The 21,584-nt window shown below is 68.1% G+C and carries 33 protein-coding genes; 32 read left to right on the forward strand and 1 reads right to left on the reverse strand.

The features are described 5' to 3' along the window. Nucleotides 1-20: 20 nt before the first annotated feature. The 32 genes from rplB (at nucleotide 21) to glmM (ending at nucleotide 20,435) form a co-directional block, all read left to right on the forward strand. Nucleotides 21-857, forward strand: coding sequence for a 50S ribosomal protein L2 (gene rplB, locus AC07BF_RS15065; protein ID WP_063348968.1), 837 nt, complete (start codon nucleotides 21-23; stop codon nucleotides 855-857). Between the two features lie 11 nt (nucleotides 858-868). Next, nucleotides 869-1,150 (forward strand): 30S ribosomal protein S19, encoded by a 282-nt coding sequence (gene rpsS, locus AC07BF_RS15070; RefSeq protein ID WP_030055821.1) that lies wholly within the window; start codon nucleotides 869-871, stop codon nucleotides 1,148-1,150. Nucleotides 1,151-1,200: 50 nt separating this feature from the next. After that, nucleotides 1,201-1,548, forward strand: coding sequence for a 50S ribosomal protein L22 (gene rplV, locus AC07BF_RS15075; protein ID WP_363580111.1), 348 nt, complete (start codon nucleotides 1,201-1,203; stop codon nucleotides 1,546-1,548). After that, on the forward strand, nucleotides 1,548-2,372 hold the full coding sequence (rpsC, locus tag AC07BF_RS15080) for a 30S ribosomal protein S3 (protein WP_363580113.1): 825 nt from the start codon (nucleotides 1,548-1,550) through the stop codon (nucleotides 2,370-2,372). The genes rplV and rpsC overlap by 1 nt, the downstream gene beginning before the upstream one ends. 5 nt (nucleotides 2,373-2,377) lie before the next feature. Continuing rightward, the gene (rplP, locus tag AC07BF_RS15085; RefSeq protein WP_030055824.1) at nucleotides 2,378-2,797 is read left to right on the forward strand and encodes a 50S ribosomal protein L16; all 420 of its coding nucleotides are present in this window, start codon (nucleotides 2,378-2,380) and stop codon (nucleotides 2,795-2,797) included. Next, nucleotides 2,797-3,021, forward strand: coding sequence for a 50S ribosomal protein L29 (rpmC, locus tag AC07BF_RS15090; protein WP_063348970.1), 225 nt, complete (start codon nucleotides 2,797-2,799; stop codon nucleotides 3,019-3,021). Before rplP ends, rpmC begins: the two co-directional genes overlap by 1 nt. Beyond that, nucleotides 3,021-3,293, forward strand: a complete 273-nt coding sequence (rpsQ, locus tag AC07BF_RS15095) for a 30S ribosomal protein S17 (RefSeq protein WP_030055826.1) — start codon at nucleotides 3,021-3,023, stop codon at nucleotides 3,291-3,293. The genes rpmC and rpsQ overlap by 1 nt, the downstream gene beginning before the upstream one ends. 102 nt (nucleotides 3,294-3,395) lie before the next feature. After that, a complete protein-coding gene (gene rplN, locus AC07BF_RS15100) occupies nucleotides 3,396-3,767 on the forward strand; it encodes a 50S ribosomal protein L14 (RefSeq protein ID WP_030393301.1) in 372 nt (123 codons plus the stop codon). 15 nt (nucleotides 3,768-3,782) lie between these two features. Further along, entirely contained in the window at nucleotides 3,783-4,094 is a 312-nt protein-coding gene (rplX, locus tag AC07BF_RS15105; protein ID WP_030055828.1) for a 50S ribosomal protein L24, read from the forward strand. Next, nucleotides 4,094-4,663 (forward strand): 50S ribosomal protein L5, encoded by a 570-nt coding sequence (gene rplE, locus AC07BF_RS15110; protein WP_030393302.1) that lies wholly within the window; start codon nucleotides 4,094-4,096, stop codon nucleotides 4,661-4,663. The genes rplX and rplE overlap by 1 nt, the downstream gene beginning before the upstream one ends. A 4-nt stretch (nucleotides 4,664-4,667) precedes the next feature. Further along, nucleotides 4,668-4,853 carry a type Z 30S ribosomal protein S14 gene (locus AC07BF_RS15115; protein WP_030055830.1) on the forward strand — a complete coding sequence of 62 codons (186 nt, stop codon included), beginning with the start codon at nucleotides 4,668-4,670 and terminating at the stop codon, nucleotides 4,851-4,853. Between the two features lie 269 nt (nucleotides 4,854-5,122). After that, complete coding sequence (gene rpsH, locus AC07BF_RS15120; protein WP_030055831.1) at nucleotides 5,123-5,530, forward strand: 30S ribosomal protein S8; 408 nt, start codon at nucleotides 5,123-5,125, stop codon at nucleotides 5,528-5,530. 22 nt (nucleotides 5,531-5,552) lie between these two features. Then, nucleotides 5,553-6,092, forward strand: coding sequence for a 50S ribosomal protein L6 (gene rplF, locus AC07BF_RS15125; RefSeq protein WP_030055832.1), 540 nt, complete (start codon nucleotides 5,553-5,555; stop codon nucleotides 6,090-6,092). A gap of 3 nt (nucleotides 6,093-6,095) precedes the next feature. Then, the gene (gene rplR, locus AC07BF_RS15130; protein WP_030280785.1) at nucleotides 6,096-6,479 is read left to right on the forward strand and encodes a 50S ribosomal protein L18; all 384 of its coding nucleotides are present in this window, start codon (nucleotides 6,096-6,098) and stop codon (nucleotides 6,477-6,479) included. Nucleotides 6,480-6,527: 48 nt separating this feature from the next. Further along, the gene (rpsE, locus tag AC07BF_RS15135) at nucleotides 6,528-7,151 is read left to right on the forward strand and encodes a 30S ribosomal protein S5 (protein WP_030055834.1); all 624 of its coding nucleotides are present in this window, start codon (nucleotides 6,528-6,530) and stop codon (nucleotides 7,149-7,151) included. Beyond that, entirely contained in the window at nucleotides 7,151-7,333 is a 183-nt protein-coding gene (gene rpmD, locus AC07BF_RS15140; RefSeq protein WP_030055835.1) for a 50S ribosomal protein L30, read from the forward strand. The genes rpsE and rpmD overlap by 1 nt, the downstream gene beginning before the upstream one ends. Nucleotides 7,334-7,335: 2 nt before the next feature. Then, on the forward strand, nucleotides 7,336-7,788 hold the full coding sequence (gene rplO, locus AC07BF_RS15145) for a 50S ribosomal protein L15 (protein WP_255752515.1): 453 nt from the start codon (nucleotides 7,336-7,338) through the stop codon (nucleotides 7,786-7,788). Between the two features lie 322 nt (nucleotides 7,789-8,110). Next, complete coding sequence (secY, locus tag AC07BF_RS15150; RefSeq protein ID WP_063348973.1) at nucleotides 8,111-9,421, forward strand: preprotein translocase subunit SecY; 1,311 nt, start codon at nucleotides 8,111-8,113, stop codon at nucleotides 9,419-9,421. Then, on the forward strand, nucleotides 9,421-10,074 hold the full coding sequence (locus AC07BF_RS15155; RefSeq protein WP_363580115.1) for an adenylate kinase: 654 nt from the start codon (nucleotides 9,421-9,423) through the stop codon (nucleotides 10,072-10,074). The genes secY and AC07BF_RS15155 overlap by 1 nt, the downstream gene beginning before the upstream one ends. A 108-nt stretch (nucleotides 10,075-10,182) precedes the next feature. After that, nucleotides 10,183-11,022 (forward strand): type I methionyl aminopeptidase, encoded by an 840-nt coding sequence (gene map / locus AC07BF_RS15160; protein WP_363580117.1) that lies wholly within the window; start codon nucleotides 10,183-10,185, stop codon nucleotides 11,020-11,022. A 152-nt stretch (nucleotides 11,023-11,174) separates the two neighbouring features. Then, a complete protein-coding gene (gene mscL / locus AC07BF_RS15165; protein ID WP_363580119.1) occupies nucleotides 11,175-11,600 on the forward strand; it encodes a large conductance mechanosensitive channel protein MscL in 426 nt (141 codons plus the stop codon). A 195-nt stretch (nucleotides 11,601-11,795) separates the two neighbouring features. Further along, on the forward strand, nucleotides 11,796-12,017 hold the full coding sequence (gene infA / locus AC07BF_RS15170) for a translation initiation factor IF-1 (protein ID WP_014047798.1): 222 nt from the start codon (nucleotides 11,796-11,798) through the stop codon (nucleotides 12,015-12,017). Nucleotides 12,018-12,049: 32 nt separating this feature from the next. Next, nucleotides 12,050-12,163: a 50S ribosomal protein L36 gene (rpmJ, locus tag AC07BF_RS15175; RefSeq protein WP_003956441.1), complete on the forward strand. Its 114-nt coding sequence runs from the start codon at nucleotides 12,050-12,052 to the stop codon at nucleotides 12,161-12,163. Between the two features lie 178 nt (nucleotides 12,164-12,341). Beyond that, a complete protein-coding gene (gene rpsM / locus AC07BF_RS15180; RefSeq protein ID WP_063348977.1) occupies nucleotides 12,342-12,722 on the forward strand; it encodes a 30S ribosomal protein S13 in 381 nt (126 codons plus the stop codon). A 72-nt stretch (nucleotides 12,723-12,794) separates the two neighbouring features. Next, nucleotides 12,795-13,202 (forward strand): 30S ribosomal protein S11, encoded by a 408-nt coding sequence (gene rpsK, locus AC07BF_RS15185; protein WP_030232513.1) that lies wholly within the window; start codon nucleotides 12,795-12,797, stop codon nucleotides 13,200-13,202. Between the two features lie 146 nt (nucleotides 13,203-13,348). Continuing rightward, nucleotides 13,349-14,371 (forward strand): DNA-directed RNA polymerase subunit alpha, encoded by a 1,023-nt coding sequence (locus tag AC07BF_RS15190; protein WP_030232516.1) that lies wholly within the window; start codon nucleotides 13,349-13,351, stop codon nucleotides 14,369-14,371. Nucleotides 14,372-14,498: 127 nt separating this feature from the next. Then, nucleotides 14,499-14,984 (forward strand): 50S ribosomal protein L17, encoded by a 486-nt coding sequence (rplQ, locus tag AC07BF_RS15195; RefSeq protein WP_350877122.1) that lies wholly within the window; start codon nucleotides 14,499-14,501, stop codon nucleotides 14,982-14,984. A 76-nt stretch (nucleotides 14,985-15,060) separates the two neighbouring features. Further along, entirely contained in the window at nucleotides 15,061-15,972 is a 912-nt protein-coding gene (gene truA, locus AC07BF_RS15200) for a tRNA pseudouridine(38-40) synthase TruA (RefSeq protein WP_363580122.1), read from the forward strand. Nucleotides 15,973-16,013: 41 nt separating this feature from the next. Next, complete coding sequence (locus tag AC07BF_RS15205; protein ID WP_350877126.1) at nucleotides 16,014-17,672, forward strand: ABC-F family ATP-binding cassette domain-containing protein; 1,659 nt, start codon at nucleotides 16,014-16,016, stop codon at nucleotides 17,670-17,672. A 234-nt stretch (nucleotides 17,673-17,906) separates the two neighbouring features. Next, the gene (gene rplM / locus AC07BF_RS15210; protein WP_030055846.1) at nucleotides 17,907-18,350 is read left to right on the forward strand and encodes a 50S ribosomal protein L13; all 444 of its coding nucleotides are present in this window, start codon (nucleotides 17,907-17,909) and stop codon (nucleotides 18,348-18,350) included. A gap of 45 nt (nucleotides 18,351-18,395) precedes the next feature. Then, nucleotides 18,396-18,905: a 30S ribosomal protein S9 gene (rpsI, locus tag AC07BF_RS15215; protein WP_363580124.1), complete on the forward strand. Its 510-nt coding sequence runs from the start codon at nucleotides 18,396-18,398 to the stop codon at nucleotides 18,903-18,905. 165 nt (nucleotides 18,906-19,070) lie between these two features. Then, nucleotides 19,071-20,435, forward strand: a complete 1,365-nt coding sequence (gene glmM, locus AC07BF_RS15220; RefSeq protein WP_363580126.1) for a phosphoglucosamine mutase — start codon at nucleotides 19,071-19,073, stop codon at nucleotides 20,433-20,435. A 61-nt stretch (nucleotides 20,436-20,496) separates the two neighbouring features. Here the strand turns inward: glmM and coaA are convergent, their stop codons facing one another. Beyond that, complete coding sequence (gene coaA, locus AC07BF_RS15225; RefSeq protein ID WP_063348983.1) at nucleotides 20,497-21,492, reverse strand: type I pantothenate kinase; 996 nt, start codon at nucleotides 21,490-21,492, stop codon at nucleotides 20,497-20,499. Between the last annotated feature and the right edge of the window lie 92 nt (nucleotides 21,493-21,584).

Consider the following 21,584-nt stretch of genomic DNA (forward strand, 5'->3'; position numbering starts at 1 on the left):
GACGAGGACGAGAGAGCCAAATGGGCATCCGCAAGTACAAGCCGACTACGCCGGGCCGTCGTGGCTCCAGCGTGGCCGACTTCGTAGAGATCACGCGGTCCACGCCGGAGAAGTCGCTGGTTCGCCCCCTGCACAGCAAGGGCGGCCGTAACAACGCCGGTCGGATCACCGTTCGCCACCAGGGTGGCGGTCACAAGCGCGCCTACCGCGTGATCGACTTCCGTCGTCACGACAAGGACGGCGTGCCGGCCAAGGTCGCGCACATCGAGTACGACCCGAACCGCACCGCGCGCATCGCGCTCCTGCACTACGCGGACGGCGAGAAGCGCTACATCATCGCGCCGCGCGGTATCGCGCAGGGTGACCGGATCGAGAACGGCGCTGGCGCCGACATCAAGCCGGGCAACAACCTGCCGCTTCGCAACATCCCGGTCGGTACCACCATCCACGCGGTGGAGCTGCGTCCCGGTGGCGGCGCCAAGATGGCCCGCTCCGCCGGTGCCGGCATCCAGCTGCTGGCGCGTGAGGGCAAGATGGCGCACCTGCGCATGCCCTCCGGTGAGATCCGCCTGGTGGACGCGCGCTGCCGCGCCACCGTCGGTGAGGTCGGCAACGCCGAGCAGTCGAACATCAACTGGGGCAAGGCCGGCCGCATGCGCTGGAAGGGCGTCCGCCCGACCGTGCGTGGTGTCGCCATGAACCCGATCGACCACCCGCACGGTGGTGGTGAGGGTAAGACCTCTGGTGGCCGCCACCCGGTCTCGCCGTGGGGCCAGAAGGAGGGTCGCACTCGTAGCCCGAAGAAGGCTTCGAACGCCCTCATCGTGCGCCGCCGCAAGACCAACAAGAAGCGCTAGGAGCAGGTCAGATGCCGCGCAGTCTCAAGAAGGGCCCCTTCATCGACGGCCACCTTCTCAAGAAGGTGGACGCGCAGAACGAGGCGGGTACCCAGAACGTCATCAAGACCTGGTCCCGTCGCTCCGTGATCTTCCCGGCCATGCTCGGCCACACGATCGCGGTGCACGATGGCCGTAAGCACGTCCCGGTGTTCGTCACCGAGTCGATGGTCGGCCACAAGCTCGGCGAGTTCGCGCCGACGCGTACCTTCCGCGGTCACGTCAAGGACGACCGCAAGTCGAAGCGTCGCTAGTCGCCAGCGAGATTACCGACTCAATGACTTACACCAGCAAGGGGACAACCATGGAAGCCAGGGCCCAGGCGCGGTACATCCGCGTCACGCCCATGAAGGCCCGCCGCGTGGTGGACCTCATCCGTGGCCTGCCGGCCACGGAGGCCCAGGCCGTCCTGCGTTTCGCTCCGCAGGCCGCCACCGTGCCCGTCGGCAAGGTGCTCGACAGCGCCATTGCCAACGCCGCGCACAACTACAACCACTCCAACGTGGACGACCTCGTCATCAGCGAGGCGTATGTTGACGAGGGCCCGACCCTGAAGCGGTTCCGTCCGCGTGCGCAGGGTCGTGCCTTCCGGATCCGCAAGCGGACCAGCCACATCACCGTGGTCGTCAGCAGCAAGGAAGGGACCCGGTAATGGGCCAGAAGGTTAACCCGCACGGGTTCCGCCTTGGCATCAGCACGGACTTCAAGTCCCGCTGGTACGCCGACAAGCTGTACAAGGACTACGTCAAGGAAGACGTCGCCATTCGTCGCATGATGACGAAGGGCATGGAGCGCGCCGGCATCTCCAAGGTCGAGATCGAGCGCACCCGCGACCGCGTCCGCGTTGACATCCACACCGCTCGCCCCGGCATCGTCATCGGCCGCCGTGGCACCGAGGCCGACCGCATCCGCGGCGACCTCGAGAAGCTGACCGGCAAGCAGGTCCAGCTGAACATCCTCGAGGTCAAGAACCCCGAGCTGGACGCCCAGCTCGTGGCTCAGGGCGTCGCGGAGCAGCTGTCCTCCCGCGTCTCCTTCCGTCGTGCCATGCGCAAGTCGATGCAGGGCACCATGAAGTCCGGCGCCAAGGGCATCAAGGTCCAGTGCTCCGGTCGTCTCGGCGGCGCCGAGATGAGCCGTTCGGAGTTCTACCGCGAGGGCCGTGTGCCGCTGCACACCCTGCGCGCGAACGTCGACTACGGCTTCTTCGAGGCCAAGACGACCTTCGGCCGCATCGGTGTGAAGGTCTGGATCTACAAGGGCGACGTCAAGAACATCGCCGAGGTCCGCGCTGAGAACGCCGCTGCCCGCTCGGGCAACCGCCCGGCCCGTCCCGAGGGTGGTCGTCCCGCCCGCGGTGGCGAGCGCCGTGGTGGCGAGCGCGGTGGCCGTGGCCGTCGCCCCGCCGCTGCCGAGGCCTCCGCGGCCCCGGCCGCCGAGGCTCCGGCTGCCGAGAACACCGGAACGGAGGCCTGACTCCAATGCTGATCCCCCGTCGGGTCAAGCACCGCAAGCAGCACCACCCCAAGCGCCGTGGCGCTGCCAAGGGTGGCACCGAGCTCGCCTTCGGCGAGTACGGCATCCAGGCCGTCACCCCGGCCTACGTGACGAACCGGCAGATCGAGTCCGCTCGTATCGCCGTCACCCGTCACATCAAGCGTGGCGGCAAGGTCTGGATCAACATCTACCCGGACCGTCCGCTCACCAAGAAGCCGGCCGAGACCCGCATGGGTTCCGGTAAGGGTTCGCCCGAGTGGTGGATCGCGAACGTGCACCCGGGTCGGGTCATGTTCGAGCTGTCGTACCCCAACGAGAAGGTGGCTCGTGAGGCGCTGACCCGCGCTGCTCACAAGCTCCCGATGAAGTGCCGGATCATCCGGCGCGAGGCAGGTGAGAGCTGATGTCGGCCGGCACCAAGGCTGCTGACCTCCGCGAGCTGGACAACGAGGGTCTCGTTGCCAAGCTCCGTGAGGCCAAGGAGGAGCTGTTCAACCTCCGCTTCCAGGCGGCGACCGGGCAGCTCGACAACCACGGACGGCTCAAGCTCGTCCGTAAGGACATCGCGCGGATCTACACCCTGATGCGCGAGCGCGAGCTGGGCATCGAGACGGTGGAGAACGCCTGATGACTGAGAACACCAACGAGACGCGCGGTTTCCGCAAGACCCGTGAGGGTCTCGTCGTCAGCGACAAGATGGACAAGACCGTCGTCGTCGCCGTCGAGGACCGCGTCAAGCACGCTCTGTACGGCAAGGTCATCCGCCGTACGAACAAGCTGAAGGCGCACGACGAGGCGAACGCCTGCGGCATCGGCGACCGGGTCCTCCTGGCGGAGACCCGCCCGCTGTCCGCGACGAAGCGCTGGCGCGTCGTCGAGATCCTCGAGAAGGCCAAGTAACGAAGTTGATGCGGTACGGCCGTATGTGCACCAGGCCCCTCGTGGGCGCTGGTGTGAGCAGCGGCCGGCCCGTCAGCTCTCGTTGACGATCAGGAGAAAGCTGTGATCCAGCAGGAGTCGCGACTGCGTGTCGCCGACAACACGGGCGCGAAGGAAATCCTTTGCATCCGCGTTCTCGGTGGCTCCGGTCGTCGCTACGCCGGCATCGGGGACGTCATCGTCGCGACCGTCAAGGACGCGATCCCCGGCGGTTCGGTGAAGAAGGGTGACGTCGTCAAGTGCGTCGTCGTCCGTACCGTGAAGTCGCGTCGTCGTCCGGATGGCTCGTACATCCGCTTCGACGAGAACGCCGCGGTCGTTCTGAAGAACACCGATGGTGACCCCCGTGGTACCCGCATCTTCGGCCCGGTGGGCCGCGAGCTGCGTGACAAGAAGTTCATGAAGATCATCTCGCTTGCGCCGGAGGTGCTCTAACTCATGGCGAACAGCATGAAGATCAAGAAGGGTGACCTGGTTCAGGTCATCACCGGCAAGGACCGCGGCAAGCAGGGCAAGGTCATCCAGGCCATGCCCGCCGAGAACAAGGTCCTGGTCGAGGGTGTGAACCGGGTCAAGAAGCACACCAAGCCGGGCCCGGGCACTCAGGGTGGCATCGTCACCGTCGAGGCCCCGGTGCACGTCTCCAACGTCCAGCTGGTCGTGGAGAAGGACGGCAAGAAGGTCGTCACCCGCGTTGGCTACCGCTTCGATGACGAGGGCAACAAGATCCGCGTTGCCAAGCGAACCGGTGAGGACATCTGATGTCTGAGACGACTGTTGAGAAGGTGACCCCCCGTCTCAAGGAGCGTTACAACTCCGAGATCAAGGGTCAGCTGCAGGAGCAGTTCTCGTACGAGAACGTCATGCTGACGCCCGGCCTGGTCAAGGTCGTCGTCAACATGGGTGTCGGCGAGGCCGCCCGTGACAGCAAGCTGATCGAGGGCGCGATCCGCGACCTCACCGCCATCACCGGTCAGAAGCCGGCGGTGACGAAGGCTCGCAAGTCCATCGCGCAGTTCAAGCTGCGTGAGGGCCAGCCGATCGGCACCCACGTCACCCTCCGTGGTGACCGCATGTGGGAGTTCCTGGACCGTCTGGTGTCGCTGGCCCTGCCGCGTATCCGTGACTTCCGTGGCCTCTCCCCGAAGCAGTTCGACGGCCGTGGCAACTACACCTTCGGTCTGACCGAGCAGGTCATGTTCCACGAGATCGACCAGGACAAGGTCGACCGTCAGCGCGGTATGGACATCACCGTCGTGACCACCGCCCAGACCGACGACGAGGGCCGGGCGCTCCTGCGCGCTCTGGGCTTCCCGTTCAAGGAGGCGTAACCACATGGCGAAGAAGTCCCTCATCGCGAAGTCCGAGCGCAAGCCGAAGTTCGGCGTCCGGGCCTACACCCGGTGCCAGCGCTGCGGCCGTCCGCACTCGGTGTACCGCAAGTTCGGCCTCTGCCGTGTCTGCCTTCGTGAGATGGCGCACCGCGGCGAGCTGCCGGGCGTGACCAAGAGCTCCTGGTAACCAGGACCTCGCGGTAACGCCATAGCGAAGCAGGTGTGCCCGACCCCACAGAGCCCCTTTTTTGGGGCTGCGTACGGAATCCCGTAGGGTAGTGAGGTCGGGCCCCCTGTCGCGGCAGCTCCGTAGCTGCCGTCGACCCTCTTCGGAGGGCTCGCACCCAGTCTTACGACGCCGCAGGTCCCCTGCGTCTGTGCCCCTGCCGCACTCCTCGGAGTGCGGCGGGGGGACCTGGCGCGGAGAAACCACGGCGAGAGAGGCCTGAGGCCATCATGACCATGACCGACCCCATCGCAGACATGCTCACGCGTCTGCGTAACGCTAACTCGGCGTACCACGACTCCGTGGCGATGCCGGCCAGCAAGATCAAGGCGCACGTCGCCGAGATCCTGCAGCAGGAGGGGTACATCTCCTCCTACAAGGTTGAGGAGCCCGTTGAGGGCGAGGTCGGCAAGAAGCTGACCATCGAGCTCAAGTTCGGTCCCAACCGTGAGCGCTCGATCGCTGGCATCAAGCGGATCAGCAAGCCGGGCCTGCGGGTCTACGCAAAGTCCACCAACCTGCCGAAGGTGCTCGGCGGCCTGGGCGTGGCGATCATCTCCACGTCCTCGGGTCTCCTCACCGACAAGCAGGCCGCCAAGAAGGGCGTAGGCGGAGAAGTTCTCGCCTACGTCTGGTAATTCGGGAAACGGAGGTACAGCAATGTCGCGCATTGGACGGCTGCCCATCCAGGTCCCCGCTGGCGTGGACGTCACCATCGATGGCCAGGCGGTCTCGGTGAAGGGCCCCAAGGGCTCCCTCACCCACGTTGTCGCCGCGCCGATCGAGATCGGTAAGGGCGAGGACGGCACGCTGCTCGTCACCCGCCCCAACGACGAGCGTCTGTCGAAGGCCCTGCACGGCCTTTCCCGCACGCTGGTGGCGAACATGATCACCGGCGTGACCGCGGGCTACCGCAAGTCGCTGGAGATCAGCGGTGTCGGCTACCGAGTTCTGGCGAAGGGCTCCGACATGGAGTTCCAGCTGGGCTACAGCCACCCGATCCTGGTCGAGGCCCCCGAGGGCATTTCCTTCGTCGTCGAGTCGGCCACCAAGTTCCACGTGGACGGCATCGACAAGCAGAAGGTCGGCGAGGTCGCCGCGAAGATCCGCAAGCTGCGCAAGCCCGACCCGTACAAGGCCAAGGGCGTCAAGTACGCGGGCGAGGTCATCCGCCGCAAGGTCGGAAAGAGTGGTAAGTAAGCGATGAGCGTCTCTGTCAAGATCGGCAAGGGCAACGCCTACAAGAGCGCCGCTCGTAAGCGCCGCGCGATCCGCGTTCGCAAGCGCGTCGTCGGCACCGAGGTGCGTCCGCGCCTCGTCGTGACGCGCTCGAACCGTCACATGGTCGCCCAGGTCATCGACGACGCCAAGGGTCACACCCTGGCGTCGGCGTCCACCCTCGACGTGTCCATCAAGGGCGCCGAGGGCGACAAGACCGAGCTGGCCAAGAAGGTCGGGAGCCTGGTCGCCGAGCGCGCCAAGGCTGCCGGCATCGAGTCGGTCGTCTTCGACCGCGCGGGCAACCGGTACGCCGGCCGCATCGCCGCCCTGGCGGACGCGGCTCGCGAGGCCGGGCTCGACTTCTAAGCCGCTCGTCGACTCAGTCGACGGACGTAATCGAGAGAGGTAATTCCAATGGCTGGACCCCAGCGCCGCGGTAGCGGCGCCGGCGGTGGCACCGGCGGTGGCGAGCGGCGCGACCGTAAGCGTGACGACCGGGGCAACGCCCCCGCCGTCGAGAAGACCGCTTACGTCGAGCGCGTTGTCGCGATCAACCGTGTCGCCAAGGTTGTCAAGGGTGGTCGTCGTTTCAGCTTCACCGCGCTGGTCGTGGTGGGCGACGGTGACGGCACCGTGGGTGTCGGTTACGGGAAGGCGAAGGAGGTTCCGGCCGCCATCGCCAAGGGTGTTGAGGAGGCCAAGAAGAACTTCTTCAAGGTCCCCCGTATCCAGGGCACCATCCCGCACCCGATCCAGGGTGAGAAGGCCGCCGGCGTCGTGCTCCTGAAGCCCGCCGCCCCCGGTACCGGTGTTATCGCCGGTGGTCCGGTGCGCGCCGTCCTGGAGTGCGCCGGCATTCACGACATCCTGTCGAAGTCGCTCGGCTCGGACAACGCGATCAACATCGTGCACGCCACCGTGGCTGCTCTGAAGGGCCTCGTGCGCCCCGAGGAGATCGCCGCTCGTCGTGGCCTGCCGCTGGAGGACGTGGCCCCCGCCGCTCTGCTGCGGGCGCGTGCTGCAGGGGTGAGCGCCTGATGGCTCGCCTGAAGATCACGCAGACCAAGTCGTACATCGGCAGCAAGCAGAATCACCGTGACACCCTGCGTTCGCTTGGTCTCAAGCGCATGCACGACGTCGTGGTGAAGGAGGACCGTCCCGAGATCCGCGGGATGGCCCACACGGTCCGTCACCTGGTGACGGTTGAGGAGGTGGACTGATCATGGGCGACAACCCGATCAAGATCCACAACCTGCGTCCCGCCCCGGGTGCCAAGACCGACAAGATCCGCGTGGGTCGTGGTGAGGGCTCCAAGGGTAAGACCGCCGGTCGTGGTACCAAGGGCACCAAGGCCCGCTACCAGGTTCCGCAGCGCTTCGAGGGTGGCCAGATGCCGCTCCACATGCGCCTGCCGAAGCTGAAGGGCTTCAAGAACCCGTTCAAGATCACGTTCCAGGTCGTCAACCTCGACAAGCTGGCCGAGCTCTACCCGCAGGGTGGAGAGGTCACCGTCGAGGACCTGGTCGCCAAGGGCGCGGTTCGCAAGAACTCCCTCGTCAAGGTGCTCGGCACCGGCGAGATCTCGGTTGCGCTGCAGGTGACGGTCGACGCCGTCTCCGGCTCCGCCGCCGAGAAGATCACCGCCGCCGGCGGTACCGTCACCGAGCTCGTCTGAGCCCGCTGACTTCCGTGCGAGCCCCGCACCTCCTTCGGGAGGCGCGGGGCTCGCGCGTTTTCCGGGCATCGCGTTTTCCGGGCATTCCGTTGACGTGCCCTCGTTCTTTTGTGTGGCAAACCCGGGCATCCCGTACCCCGTGAGTGGGGGAGGGGCGGTACGCGCTTCTTCCGAGTGGCTGCGCACTGTTAGAGTCCGTGGAGTTCCCTTGTAGGCTGCGCGTAGGCTCGCCTGTGCCGTCTGTACGGGAGCCCGTACCGCCAAAACTCCCATTCAGGACCGACCCTCCCGCCGACGACGCGCGGGAGGCGCAGGAGGCACCGTGCTCAGTGCGTTCGCGCGGGCGTTCCAGACGCCCGACCTGCGCAAGAAGCTGCTGTTCACGCTGGGCATCATGGTGCTGTTCCGCCTGGGCTCGCACATTCCGATCCCCGGCGTGAGCTTCACGGCCGTGAACGAGTGTGTGAAGGACACCAAGAACAACGGCCTCTTCGGGCTCGTCAACCTGTTCAGCGGTGGCGCGCTCCTCCAGCTGACGATCTTCGCGCTCGGCATCATGCCGTACATCACCGCGAGCATCATCCTCCAGCTCCTCACGGTCGTGATCCCGCGACTGGAAGCGCTGAAGAAGGAGGGCCAGGCCGGCCAGACGAAGATCACCCAGTACACCCGCTACCTGACCATCGCGCTCGCCGTGCTCCAGGGCACCGGCATCGTGGCGACGGCCTCCAGCGGCGCGCTGTTCTCCGGCTGCCCGGTGGGCAACCAGATCGTCCCGGACACGAGCGTGTTCCGGATCGCCGTCATGGTGATCACGATGACCGCCGGCACCACGGTGATCATGTGGCTGGGCGAGCTGATCACGGACCGCGGCATCGGCAACGGCATGTCGCTGCTGATCTTCACCTCGATCGCCGCGCAGTTCCCGTCCTCGATGTGGGCGATCAAGGGCTCCGGCACCATCGGTGGCGGCTGGGTCGAGTTCCTGTCCGTGGTCGCGGTCGGCATCATCGTTGTGATGCTGGTCATCTTCGTCGAGCAGGCCCAGCGCCGGATCCCGGTGCAGTACGCGAAGCGGATGATCGGCCGGCGGGCGTTCGGCGGCACGTCGACCTACATCCCGCTCAAGGTGAACCAGGCCGGTGTCATCCCGGTCATCTTCGCCTCGTCGCTGCTGTACATCCCGGCCCTGGTGGTCCAGCTGACCGGTAGCCAGTCGGGCTGGGCGGTGTGGGTCACCCAGCACTTCGTCAAGGGCGACCACCCGATCTACATGGCGACCTACTTCCTGCTGATCGTCTTCTTCGCCTTCTTCTACGTCGCGATCTCCTTCAACCCCGAAGAAGTTGCCGACAATATGAAGAAGTATGGTGGCTTCATCCCGGGCATCCGGGCCGGCCGACCGACGGCCGAGTACCTGAACTACGTGCTGACCCGAATCACGTGGCCGGGTTCGCTCTACCTGGGCCTGATCGCGTTGATCCCGATGATCGCCCTGGTCGCCTTCGGACAGCAGACCAACTTCCCGTTCGGCGGCACCAGCGTGCTCATCGTCGTCGGCGTCGGACTCGAAACTGTGAAGCAGATCGAGAGCCAGCTCCAGCAGCGCAATTACGAAGGGTTCCTCCGCTGATGCGTATCGTCCTCGTTGGTCCTCCCGGGGCCGGGAAGGGTACTCAGGCGCACCTGCTCGCCAAGACCCTGTCCATTCCCCACATCTCCACCGGCGACCTGTTCCGCGCCAACATCGGTCAGGGCACCCCGCTGGGGCTCGAGGCCAAGAGCTACATGGACGCGGGTCGCCTGGTGCCGGATGAGGTCACCATCGGGATGGCCAAGGACCGCATGCTCCAGGAGGACGCCGCGGGCGGCTTCCTGCTCGACGGCTTCCCCCGCAACCTCGGCCAGGCCAAGGCGCTCGACGACTTCCTCGCCGAGCAGGGGATCAAGCTGGACGGCGTGCTGGACCTGGAGGTCCCCGAGGACGAGGTGGTCCGTCGGATCGCCGGCCGCCGCCTGTGCCGCAACGACGGGGGCCACGTCTTCCACGTGGACTACAACCCGCCGAAGGCCGAGGGCGTCTGCGACGAGTGCGGCGGCGAGCTGTACCAGCGCTCGGACGACACCGAGGACAAGGTGCGCACCCGGCTGGAGGTCTACCACACGGAGACCGAGCCGATCATCGACTACTACGCCCAGCAGGGCCTGGTGGCGACCATCTCGGCCCTCGGCAAGGTGGACGAGGTCACCCGCCGCGCGATCGAGGCGCTGAAGCAGGACAACTGAGTTTCCCGGCGACGCCGTACGGCCGCGCTCCCCGATCCCGGGCGGCGCGGCCGTACGGCGTCGTACGGTGGTAGGCAGTGGCAAACAGAACGTGGAAGGCGTGACCAGATGGTGGAGATCAAGACCCCCGAGCAGATCGCGAAGATGCGAGCGGCCGGGCTGGTCGTCGCCGAGGCGCTCAAGGCCTGCCGGGAGGCGGTCGCCCCGGGGGTGACCACCCAGGAGCTCAACGACATCGCGGACAAGGTCATCACCGACCACGGTGCGACCTCCAACTTCCGCGCCGACCACGGCGGTCTGTGGTTCCCCGGGGTGATCTGCGCCTCGGTGAACAACGAGGTCGTGCACGGCATCCCCGGTGACCGGGTGCTCCAGGAGGGCGACGTCATCTCGATCGACTGCGGCGCCATCCTGGACGGCTGGCACGGCGACTCGGCGATCACCGTGGCGGTCGGCGAGGTCCGCCCCGAGGTCGAGATGCTGAGCCGGGTGACCGAGGGCTCGATGTGGGCCGGCATCGCCCAGATGAAGAAGAACAACCGCCTGGTCGACGTCTCCAAGGCGATCGAGGGCTTCATCCGCCGCCAGCCGCTGCCCCCCAAGGGCAAGTGGGGCATCACCGAGGGCTACGGCGGCCACGGCATCGGCACCGCGATGCACATGGAGCCGCACGTGCTGAACTACGTCGAGCGCGGCCGCGGCAAGGGCCCGAAGCTGATCCCCGGCACCGTGCTGGCGATCGAGCCGATGGTCTCGCTGGGCACCCCGCACACCGCCGTGCTGGAGGACGACTGGACGGTCGTCACCAACGACGGCACCTGGGCCTCGCACTGGGAGCACTCGGTGGCCGTCACCGAGCAGGGCCCGCTGGTCCTGACGGCCTTCGACGGCGGCAAGGCGGAGCTCGCGAAGCTGGGCATCACCGCCGCCCCGGACCCGCTCGGCTAGTCTCGCGACGGTCGGCTGAGCGGCCAACTTCCGCTGCTGACAAGGGATCAGGGCCCTGGGGGTTTGGACCTCCAGGGCTTTTGTCCTATTTTTATCGGCTGGCAGTGGCTTCAGCAGGGGCTTCAGCAGCTTCGATCGATCGGGAGAGTGCAGTGCTCAAGGGATTCCGCGACTTCATGATGCGCGGCAACGTCGTCGACATGGCGGTCGGTGTCGTCATCGGTGCCGCGTTCACCGGGGTGGTGACCGGCTTCGTGTCGGCCTTCCTCACCCCGCTGGTCGGCGTCGGGGTCGGCGCGGCCGGCGACTTCAGCTCGTACAAGGCGACGGTGGCCGGGGTCACGTTCCCGTACGGCCAGTTCCTCAACGTGCTGATCGCCTTCGTGATGACCGCGGCGGTGCTGTACTTCTGCGTCGTGCTGCCGGTCACCAAGGCGACAGCGCGGTACCTGCCGAAGAAGCCGAAGGCCCCCAAGCGGCCCTGCCCCGAGTGCCTGACCGAGATCCCCGCGGCCGCCCGCCGCTGCGCGGCCTGCACCGCCCACGTCGAGCCGCTGAAGGTCACCGCCGGGTTCTGACCCGCCGGAACGTCACGGTGGCTGCCTTCGGGGGACCTCGTTTTGGCCCACCGGACGCACTGGCGTAGGATGGACCGTCGGCTCACTCGTAGCGTGCTTCAGCACGCCCTCTTCCCTTCGGGGGCGGGGTGAACCCAGGTTCGCACGAGCGTGCCGCATACGGTAGCCGGTCCCGGAAGGTGGATCTCGCAGTTCATGGCTAAGAAGCAAGGCGCCATTGAGATCGAGGGCACCGTGATCGAGTCTCTTCCGAACGCGATGTTCAGGGTCGAGCTGCAGAACGGTCACAAGGTCCTCGCGCACATCAGTGGCAAGATGCGCATGCACTACATCCGCATCCTGCCGGACGACCGGGTCGTCGTGGAGCTCAGCCCCTACGACCTCACGCGCGGGCGGATCGTCTACCGCTACAAGTAAGAACGTCAGATCTAGACCCGGAGAACCTGAACATGAAGGTCAAGCCGAGCGTCAAGAAGATCTGCGACAAGTGCAAGGTGATCCGCCGCCACGGCCGGGTCATGGTGATCTGCGACAACCTGCGCCACAAGCAGCGCCAGGGCTGATCTCTCCCCAGCATTTCTCGTAGTACTTCGCGCGACGCGAAAACGTCATAAGCGGGCTACCCGATCCGTTCCCACGAAGGGACGGACTGCCACCCCCGGTCAGAGGCCGGGGCTCCATCGTCGAGAGGCGAAGGAGTAGGTAGCACGCAAGACCTCTGAAAAAGCACAGGAGCCTTGAATGGCACGCCTCGCCGGCGTTGATCTCCCCCGTGAGAAGCGGATCGAGATCGCCCTTACCTACGTGTACGGCATCGGCCGTACCCGCGCCCAGCAGACCCTGGTCGAGACCGGTGTCAACCCGGATGTCCGCGTTCGCGACATCTCCGAGGAAGACCTCGTGAAGCTGGGCCAGTACATCGACGCCAACTACACGGTCGAGGGTGACCTCCGCCGTGAGGTGGCCGCCGACATCCGCCGCAAGGTCGAGATCGGCTGCTACGAGGGTCTGCGTCACCGCCGCGGCCTGCCGGTCCGCGGTCAGCGCACCCACACCAACGCGCGTACCCGCAAGGGCCCGCGTCGCGCGATCGCCGGCAAGAAGAAGCCGGGCAAGAAGTAGTCCGTCCCGTAACCGGACATCCCTCCGGCCCGCGGGTCAGCGGACCGACCACCTCAGTAGGAGAACAGACTTATGCCCCCCAAGGGTCGTCAGGCTGCCGGCGCGAAGAAGATCCGCCGCAAGGAAAAGAAGAACGTCGCTCACGGCCACGCGCACATCAAGAGCACGTTCAACAACACCATCGTTTCGATCACCGACCCCGCGGGCAACGTGATCTCCTGGGCCTCCGCCGGTCACGTCGGCTTCAAGGGCTCGCGCAAGTCCACCCCGTTCGCCGCGCAGATGGCCGCCGAGGCCGCTGCCCGTCGCGCGCAGGAGCACGGCATGCGCAAGGTTGACGTCTTCGTCAAGGGTCCGGGCTCCGGCCGCGAGACCGCGATCCGCTCGCTCCAGGCCACCGGCCTGGAGGTCGGCTCGATCCAGGACGTCACCCCCACCCCGCACAACGGCTGCCGTCCGCCGAAGCGCCGCCGCGTCTGACGCAGCGCCTTCGGGCTCGCAGTACCTGCTTTGAACCTTCGTACGGGGTCCCACGCGGTGATTCGTCGCTGTTCGCGGGACCCCGTACGCTTGGTCCTGTCGGCATCAAATAGTGGGTGCCGAAGACAACTGGAGGAATACCCCCCATGCTTATCGCTCAGCGCCCCTCGCTGACCGAAGAGGTCGTCGACGAGTTCCGCTCGCGGTTCGTGATCGAGCCGCTGGAGCCGGGCTTCGGCTACACCCTCGGCAACTCCCTGCGCCGCACGCTCCTGTCGTCGATCCCGGGTGCCGCTGTCACCAGCATCCGCGTCGACGGCGTCCTGCACGAGTTCACCACCGTGCCGGGCGTCAAGGAGGACGTGACCGACCTCATCCTCAACATCAAGCAGCTGGTCGTCTCCTCGGAGCACGACGAGCCGGTCGTGATGTACCTGCGCAAGCAGGGCCCGGGTGTCGTCACCGCCGCCGACATCGCCCCGCCGGCGGGTGTCGAGGTGCACAACCCGGAGCTGGTCCTCGCCACGCTGAACGGCAAGGGCAAGCTGGAGATGGAGCTGACCGTCGAGCGCGGTCGCGGCTACGTCTCCGCCGTCCAGAACAAGGCCTCCGGCCAGGAGATCGGCCGCATCCCGGTCGACTCGATCTACAGCCCCGTGCTGAAGGTCACCTACAAGGTCGAGGCCACCCGTGTCGAGCAGCGGACCGACTTCGACAAGCTGATCGTCGACGTCGAGACCAAGCCCGCCATGCGTCCGCGTGACGCCATGGCCTCGGCCGGCAAGACCCTGGTGGAGCTGTTCGGTCTCGCCCGCGAGCTGAACATCGACGCCGAGGGCATCGACATGGGCCCGTCCCCGACGGACGCCGCCCTGGCCGCCGACCTGGCGCTGCCGATCGAGGAGCTGGAGCTCACCGTCCGCTCCTACAACTGCCTCAAGCGCGAGGGCATCCACACCGTGGGTGAGCTCGTCGCCCGCTCCGAGGCCGACCTGCTCGACATCCGCAACTTCGGTGCGAAGTCGATCGACGAGGTCAAGGCGAAGCTGGCCGGCATGGGCCTGGCCCTCAAGGACAGCCCGCCCGGGTTCGACCCGACCGCCGCCGCCGACGCCTTCGGCGCCGACGACCTGGACGACGCGGGTTACGCCGAGACCGAGCAGTACTAAGAGATTTGGCCGCGGGGGCGGTTCCACCGAACCGCCCCCGTCGTCGTGAAAGTCGTCCGGGCAACAGTGCCCGGACGCCCGCTGCGGTACCTGATACGGCCGTAGTCGGAGATTCAAGGAGTCATCCATGCCGCGTCCCACCAAGGGTGCCCGCCTCGGCGGCGGCCCGCACCACGAGCCGCTGCTGCTCGCCGGTCTGTGCCGGGAGCTGTTCCAGTACGGCCGCATCACCACGACCGAGGCCAAGGCCCGTCGGATGCGCCCGCTGGCGGAGAAGCTGATCACCAAGGCGAAGAAGGGCGACATCCACAACCGTCGCCTGGTGCGCAAGACGATCACCGACATCGCCGTGCTGCACACCCTCTTCACCGAGATCGCGCCGCGCTACGAGAACCGCCCGGGTGGTTACACCCGTATCACCAAGATCGGTCCCCGTCGTGGCGACAACGCCCCGATGGCCGTGATCGAGCTGGTCGAGGCGCTGACCGTCGCGCAGACCGCCGTCGGCGAGGCCGAGGGCGCCACCAAGCGCGCCGTCAAGGAGGCCGAGGCCAAGGTCGAGGCTCCGGCCGACGCCAAGGCCGACGAGGCCGTCGAGGCCGAGCAGGCCTGACACCGCTAGGTGTGGTCGCGGGCCCGCTCTCCCATCCGTGGGGGAGCGGGCCCGTTCCTTCTGTCTGGAGTGGATTGTGGTCAACGATTGCGCCGAGCAGCCGCCGGTGAAGGACGGCCCGGCCGACGGGTGCGTCCGGGTCCGGCTCGATCTCGCCTACCAGGGCGCCGAGTTCTCCGGCTGGGCCCGCCAGCGCGGCGGCCGCCGGACGGTCCAGGAGGAGATCGAGAGCGCGCTGCAGATCGTCACCCGCAGCCCCGAGCTGTTCCCGCTGACCGTGGCCGGGCGCACCGACGCCGGGGTGCACGCCCGCGGCCAGGTCGCGCACGTCGACCTGCCGGCCGAGCTGTGGGAGGCGCACCGCGAGAAGCTGCTGCGCCGGCTGGCCGGCCGGCTGCCCGGGGACATCCGGATCTACCGGATCGGCGAGGCGCCGGCCGGGTTCGACGCCCGCTTCTCCGCGATCTGGCGCCGCTACGCCTACCGGGTCGCCGACCACCCCGGCGGGGTCGACCCGCTGCTGCGCGGGCACGTGCTCTGGCACGACCGCCCGCTGGACGTCGACCGGATGAACGAGGCAGCGAAGCTGCTGCTCGGCGAGCACGACTTCGCCGCGTACTGCAAGAAGCGCGAGGGCGCCACCACCATCCGTACCCTGCTGGAGCTGCGCTGGGACCGCGTCCCGGTGGACTCCTACGCCGCCCAGGAGGGCTCGCTGGCGGTCGCCACCGTCCGCGCCGACGCGTTCTGCCACAACATGGTCCGGGCGCTGGTCGGGGCGATGCTGCTGGTCGGCGACGGGCACCGGCCGGTGGAGTTCCCCGGCGAGGTGCTGGCCGGCGGGGTCCGCAACTCGGCCGTCAACGTGATCCGGCCGTACGGGCTCACTCTCGAGGAAGTCGGCTACCCGGCGGACGACCAGCTCGCCGAGCGCAACCGCCAGGCCAGGCGGCTGCGCACACTGCCCGGTCAGCCGCCCGTCGGGTAATCCGTTTGGGCCGGGCGCGTCGGCTTGGGACAATCGTCCGCATGGGACACGTCGAGATTTCGCACCTTGAGTACTACCTGCCGGACGGGCGGGTGCTGTTCGACGACGCGTCCTTCCGGGTCGGCGAGGGCGCCGCGGTCGCCCTGGTCGGCGCCAACGGGGCCGGCAAGACCACCCTGCTGCGGATGATCGCGGGGGACCTCCAGCCGCACGGCGGCACGGTGACGATCAGCGGCGGGCTCGGCGTGATGCGCCAGTTCGTCGGCACCACCGGCCGCGAGGACGAGCGGGCCACCCCGGGCGCGCTGGCGCCGGACGCCTCGGTCCGCGACCTGCTGGTGTCCGTCGCCCCCGAGCGGATCGCCGTCGCCGCCCGCGCGGTGGACGCCGCCGAGCTGGCGATGATCGCCCAGGACGACGAGAAGACCCAGATGGCCTACGCCCAGGCGCTCTCCGACTGGGCCGACGTCGGCGGCTACGACTACGAGACCGACTGGGACGTCTGCACCATGGCGGCCCTCGGAATGCCCTTCGACAAGGCCCAGTGGCGCGGCCTGAACACCCTCTCGGGCGGTGAGCAGAAGCGGCTCGTCCTGGAGGCGCTGCTGCGCGGCCCCGAAGAGGTGCTGCTGCTCGACGAGCCCGACAACTACCTGGACGTCCCGGGCAAGCGCTGGCTGGAGGAGGCCCTCAAGGCCACCTCGAAGACCGTCCTGTTCATCTCGCACGACCGCGAGCTGCTCTCCGAGGCCGCCGACAAGATCATCGCCGTCGAGTCCGGCGCGGCCGGGAGCAGCGTCTGGGTGCACGGCGGCGGGTTCGACAGCTTCCACGAGGCCCGCAAGGACCGCTTCGCGCGCTTCGAGGAGCTGGGCCGGCGCTGGGACGAGGAACACGCCAAGCTCAAGAAGCTGGTCGTCACCCTGCGCCAGGCGGCCTCCGTCAGCCACGCGCTCGCCACCCGCTACGCCGCCGCCCAGACCCGGCTGAAGAAGTTCGAGGAGGCCGGCCGCCCGGAGGAGCCCCCGCGCGAGCAGAGCATCACCATGCGGCTCAAGGGCGGGCGTACCGGCGTGCGCTCCTTCACCGTGGAGCAGCTGGAGCTCACCGGTCTGATGAAGCCCTTCGACCTGGAGGTGTTCTACGGCGAGCGGGTCGCCGTGCTCGGCTCCAACGGCTCCGGCAAGTCGCACTTCCTGCGGCTGCTGGCGGGTGACGAGAGCGTCGCGCACACCGGCACCTGGAAGCTCGGCGCCAGGGTCGTCCCCGGCCACTTCCGGCAGACCCACGCCCACCCGGAGCTGTTCGGCCGGACGGTGCGCTCGATCGTCGAGGAGGAGCACGCGCTCAGCCGCAGCGCCGCGATGGGCGCGCTGCGCCGCTACGAGCTGGACCGGCAGGAGGAGCAGAAGTTCGAGTCGCTGTCCGGTGGGCAGCAGGCCCGGCTGATGATCCTCAAGCTCGAACTCTCCGGCGTGACGGCCCTGTTGCTCGACGAGCCGACCGACAACCTGGACCTGGACAGTGCCGAGGCGTTGCAGGCCGGGCTGGAGGCCTTCGACGGCACCGTGCTGTGCGTCACCCACGACCGCTGGTTCGCCAAGACCTTCGACCGCTACCTGGTGTTCGGCGCCGACGGCCGGGTCTACGAGTCGCCCGAGCCGGTCTGGGACGTCAGCCGGGTGGAGCGCGAACGCTGAGTGACGGCGGGGGTGGGGGAAGCCGATTTTTGACCCCCACCCGCGCGCCCGGTAACCTGGACGCTTGATGTGCGTATTGGCTCGCTCTATCTCACGTGAGAGGTCGGTACGCCGGAGACATCAGGTTCGACGACCAGCGGTCCCCCTTGAATTGCGTCCAAGGTTGGCCAGGCTGCTCTTCCGTCCCGGGTGCTCCTGTCAGGACTCACTCACTGAAAAGCGAAGGCTACGACCGTGCGTACGTACAGCCCCAAGCCCGGCGACGTCCAGCGTCAGTGGCACGTCATCGACGCGACCGACGTCGTGCTCGGCCGTCTGGCTTCCCAGGCCGCCAACCTCCTCCGGGGTAAGCACAAGGCGATCTACGCGCCGCACGTTGACACTGGTGACTTCGTCATCATCATCAACGCCGACAAGGTGCACCTGTCCGGTAACAAGAAGACCCAGAAGCTGGCCTACCGCCACTCTGGCTTCCCGGGCGGTCTGCGGTCGGTGCGCTACGACGACCTGCTGGCGAACAACCCGGAGAAGGCCGTCGAGAAGGCCATCAAGGGCATGATCCCCAAGAACAGCCTGGGCCGCCAGATGCTCTCGAAGCTGAAGGTCTACTCGGGCGACCAGCACCCGCACGCTGCCCAGCAGCCGGTGCCGTTCGAGATCACCCAGGTCGCGCAGTAATTCGGCCACCAAGCCCCCCAACACTGAAAAGAGCTGAGGAACACCGTGGCCGAGACCACTGAAACCCTTGAGGTCGACTTCGACGAGGCCGTTGAGGCCGTCGAGGGCGAGTACACCTCCGAGGAGAGCTACACCTCCGAGTCGCTGGCCGGCCGCTTCGGCGAGGCCATCCCGGGCGCCGGCCTCGGCCGTCGCAAGGAGGCGATCGCCCGCGTGCGCATCGTCCCCGGCACCGGCCAGTGGAAGATCAACGGTCGCACCCTGGAGAACTACTTCCCCAACAAGGTGCACCAGCAGACCGTGAACGAGCCCTTCAAGCTCCTCGAGCTTGACGGCCGTTACGACGTCGTCGCCCGCATCACCGGTGGCGGCGTCTCCGGCCAGGCCTACGCGCTGCGCCTCGGCGTGGCCCGTGCCCTGAACGAGGCCGACGTGGACAACAACCGCGGCGCGCTGAAGAAGGCCGGCTTCCTGACCCGTGACGCCCGCGCCGTCGAGCGCAAGAAGGCCGGTCTCAAGAAGGCCCGCAAGGCGCCGCAGTACAGCAAGCGCTAATCGCGTCCCTGGGGGTGCGGTCCGCCCTGGCGGCGCACCCCCTGGTTGCGCGAACCGTCGCCCCGGAGTACCACGTGTACTCCGGGGCGACGTGTTCCCCGGCTATCGTGCGGCGGCCGGGTGCCATCGGTTGGGTTCCGAGCAGTGGTGATGGAGGACGGGACAGTGGGACGACTCTTCGGTACGGACGGCGTGCGCGGGGTGGCCAACGAGGGCCTGACGGCCGAGCTCGCGCTCGGGCTGTCGGTCGCGGCGGCCCATGTGCTCGGCGAGGCCGGCGCCTTCGAGGGCCACCGGCCGGTCGCGGTGGTCGGCCGGGACCCGCGAGCCTCGGGCGAGTTCCTGGAGGCCGCTGTCATCGCCGGCCTGGCGAGCGCCGGTGTCGACGTGCTCCGGGTCGGCGTGCTGCCGACCCCGGCCGTGGCCTATCTCACCGGCGCGCTCGGCGCCGACTTCGGCGTGATGCTCTCCGCCAGCCACAACGCGATGCCCGACAACGGCATCAAGTTCCTCGCCCGCGGCGGCCACAAGCTGGACGACCGCATCGAGGACGCGATCGAGGCCCACTACCGCACGCACACGCTCGGCAGCGAGGACTGGAACCGCCCGACCGGCGCCGCCGTCGGCCGGGTGCGCGAGTACACCGAGGGCTTCGACAAGTACGTCGCCCACCTGATCGGCGTGCTGCCCAACCGCCTCGACGGCATCAAGGTCGTCATCGACGGCGCCCACGGCGCCGCCGCCTACGTCGCCCCCGAGGCCTTCGCCCGGGCCGGCGCCGAGGTCGTCCACACCCTGGGGGCGGAGCCCACCGGCCTCAACATCAACGACGGCGTCGGCTCCACCCACCTGGACCGGCTGCGGGCCGCCATGACGGAGTACCGCGCCGACCTCGGCATCGCCCTCGACGGCGACGCCGACCGCTGCCTGGCCGCCGACGCGGACGGCAACGAGGTGGACGGCGACCAGATCATCGCCATCCTGGCCGTCGCCATGAAGGACGCCGGCACCCTGCGCCGCAACACCGCGGTGGCCACCGTGATGTCCAACCTCGGCTTCAAGCTGGCGATGGAGCGCGAGGGCGTCGACCTGGTGGAGACCGCCGTCGGCGACCGCTACGTGCTGGAGGCGATGAAGGAGCACGGCTTCGCGCTGGGCGGCGAGCAGTCCGGCCACGTCATCCTGCTCGACCACGCCACCACCGGCGACGGCACCCTGACCGGCCTCATGCTGGGCGCCCGGCTGGCCGCCACCAAGCAGCCGCTGGCCGACCTGGCCGCCGTGATGACCCGTCTGCCGCAGCAGCTGATCAACGTCAAGGGCGTCGACAAGAGCCGGGTCCACACCAGCGTCGAGCTGGCCGCCGCGGTCGCCGAGGCCGAGGCCGAACTGGGCTCCACCGGCCGGGTGCTGCTGCGCTCGTCCGGCACCGAGCCGCTGGTCCGGGTCATGGTCGAGGCCGCCGACCCGGTGCAGGCCGAGTCCGTCGCGCAGCGGCTGGCCGAGGCCGTGCGGACGCACCTGGGCTGAGCGAGCCCGGCATGACGGAAGGGGCCCCGCCGCCGGCGGGGCCCCTTCCGTCGCATCGGTGTCAGAGCTTGCGCAGCAGCGCCCGGCGGACCTTGTGGTCCGCCCCCTTCTGGAGGATCAGGGTGGCCCGGCCGCGGGTCGGCAGCACGTTCTCCAGCAGGTTCGGCTTGTTGATGGTGCGCCAGACCTGCCGGCCGTACTCCATCGCCTCCTCCTCCGGCACCTCGGTGAAGCGGCGGAAGTAGGAGTTCGGGTCCTGGAAGGCGGTCTGCCGGAGCTTGCGGAAGCGGTCCAGGTACCAGTGCTCGATGTCGTCGGTGCGGGCGTCGACGTAGATCGAGAAGTCGAAGTAGTCGGCCACCGCCAGCCGGGTGCGCCCGTCGCTGCCGGGCAGGGCCGGCTGGAGCACGTTCAGGCCCTCGACGATCAGGATGTCCGGGCGCTCCACGGTGAGCCGCTCGCCCTGCACGATGTCGTACACCAGGTGCGAGTACACCGGCGCGGTGACGCGCTCCTTGCCCGCCTTCACGTCCGCGACGAAGCGCATCAGCGCCCGGCGGTCGTACGACTCCGGGAAGCCCTTGCGGGCCATCAGGCCGCGGCGGCGCAGCTCGGCGTTGGGCAGCAGGAAGCCGTCCGTGGTCACCAGCTCGACCCGCGGGTGCTCGGGCCAGCGGGCGAGCAGGGCCTGGAGCAGGCGGGCCGTCGTCGACTTGCCGACCGCGACCGAGCCGGCCACCCCGATGATGAACGGGGTGCGGGTGCGTTCGGTGTCCGGCGTGTCCAGGAAGGTGCCCAGCGTGCCGCGCAGCTCGTGCGTGGCGTGGATGTACAGGTTCAGCAGCCGGGACAGCGGCAGGTAGACGTCGCGGACCTCGTCCAGGTCGAGGGCGGTACCGAGGCCGCGTAGCCGTTCCACCTCCTCGGCGGTCAGCGGCAGCGGCGTACGCTCGCGCAGTGCGCTCCACTCGGCCCGACTGAGGTCCACGTAGGGGGACGGCGACGGGCCGGGCGTGGCGGCGCCCCGCGTACAGAGTTCGGTCAGCACATGCTCCATTGTGAGCCGTGGCGGCGTTCACCGTGGTTGTGGTGTCGGTCACGCACTGTTCGCGGGAATCGGGAAAAGGGCCCCAGAACCGCCCTTATGCT

Source organism: Kitasatospora sp. NPDC043950, assembly GCF_056435345.1.